Source organism: Streptomyces sp. WM6386 (assembly GCF_000972385.1).
In the GTDB taxonomy this organism is placed as follows: domain Bacteria; phylum Actinomycetota; class Actinomycetes; order Streptomycetales; family Streptomycetaceae; genus Streptomyces.
This window is the reverse complement of record NZ_JXTE01000214.1, coordinates 1-1,097: the sequence shown is the minus strand read 5'-3', so window position 1 is coordinate 1,097 and position 1,097 is coordinate 1. Positions and strand designations below refer to the sequence as shown.

The 1,097-nt window shown below is 70.2% G+C and carries 2 protein-coding genes; one reads left to right on the top strand and one right to left on the bottom strand.

The window, feature by feature from the left end; translation table 11 throughout:
* A partial coding sequence (locus TN53_RS40825) for a LysR family transcriptional regulator (protein ID WP_046263940.1) occupies positions 1-213 on the bottom strand: 213 nt, incomplete at its 3' end.
* Positions 214-307: 94 nt separating this feature from the next.
* Between TN53_RS40825 and TN53_RS40820 the strand changes: the two genes are divergently transcribed.
* Complete coding sequence (locus TN53_RS40820) at positions 308-1,045, top strand: SDR family NAD(P)-dependent oxidoreductase (protein WP_046263939.1); 738 nt, start codon at positions 308-310, stop codon at positions 1,043-1,045.
* Positions 1,046-1,097: the final 52 nt, after the last annotated feature.

The following is a 1,097-nucleotide window of genomic DNA, read 5'->3' as shown; positions in this document are numbered from 1 at the left end:
CCCTTCGTGCAGCAGGACCTCGCCGGCGCCGGTCAGGCGGACCCCGCGGCGGTTGCGCTCCAACAGAGGGACGCCCAGGCGCCGTTCGAGTTGCTGGATCGCCCCGGACAGCGGGGGCTGGGCCATGCCGAGGCGCTCGGCGGCGCGGCCGAAGTTCAGTTCCTCGGCGACGGCCAGGAAGTACCGCAGCTCGCGGGTCTCCAGGGTGTCCATGGCCCACAGCGTCCGTCGGTGATACCTGCCAGTCATGACAGGGCACCGTATCGGTGTTGGATGCGCCGCGTGTCCGCGGGCGAGCATCGACGGCATGAGCGAAACGAAGATCGCGCTGGTGACCGGCGCGAACAAGGGAATCGGGTACGAGATCGCGGCCGGGCTGAGTGGCCTCGGCTACCGCGTGGGCGTGGGGGCGCGCGAGGAGGCCCGGCGCGAGAGCGCCGTCGAGAAGCTGCGTGCCGCGGGGGCGGACGCGTTCGGGGTGCCCATGGACGTGACGCAGGACCAGAGCGTCGCCGACGCCGCGGAACTGATCGAACGGCAGGAAGGGCGCCTGGACGTGCTGGTCAACAACGCCGGCATCTCGGGAGAGACGGGGCCGGGGTGGGTGCAGGATCCGACCACGCTCGACCTCGACCTGGTTCGCAGGGTCGTGGAGACCAATGTCATCGGAGTCAGCCGGGTGACCAACGCGATGCTGCCGCTGCTGCGGTGCTCGGCCTCGCCCCGTGTCGTCAACGTCTCCAGTTCCGTCGGCTCGGTGACCCGGCAGGCGGATCCGGACATCGAGATCGGCCCCGTCATGGCGGCCTATGCGCCCTCGAAGTCGTTCCTCAACGCCGTCACCGTGCAGTACGCCCGGCAGTTGGCCGGCACGAACATCCTCATCAACGCCGCCTGCCCGGGCCTGGTCGCGACCGACTTCAACGGCTTCTACGGCGCCCGTACCCCCGAGCAGGGCGCGGCGACGGCGATCCGGCTGGCCACGCTGCCCGACGACGGCCCTACGGGGTCGTTCTTCGAGGATGCCGGAGTGATCCCCTGGTGACGCCGAAGTGGTCGCGATCATGCTGAGTTGACTGCCCGACGGCGTGGTAGCG

What these genes read in the sequence shown, in the direction of transcription:
- TN53_RS40820 (WP_046263939.1), top strand. Translation starts at nt 308, where the DNA reads ATGAGCGAAACGAAGATCGCGCTGGTGACCGGCGCGAACAAGGGAATC.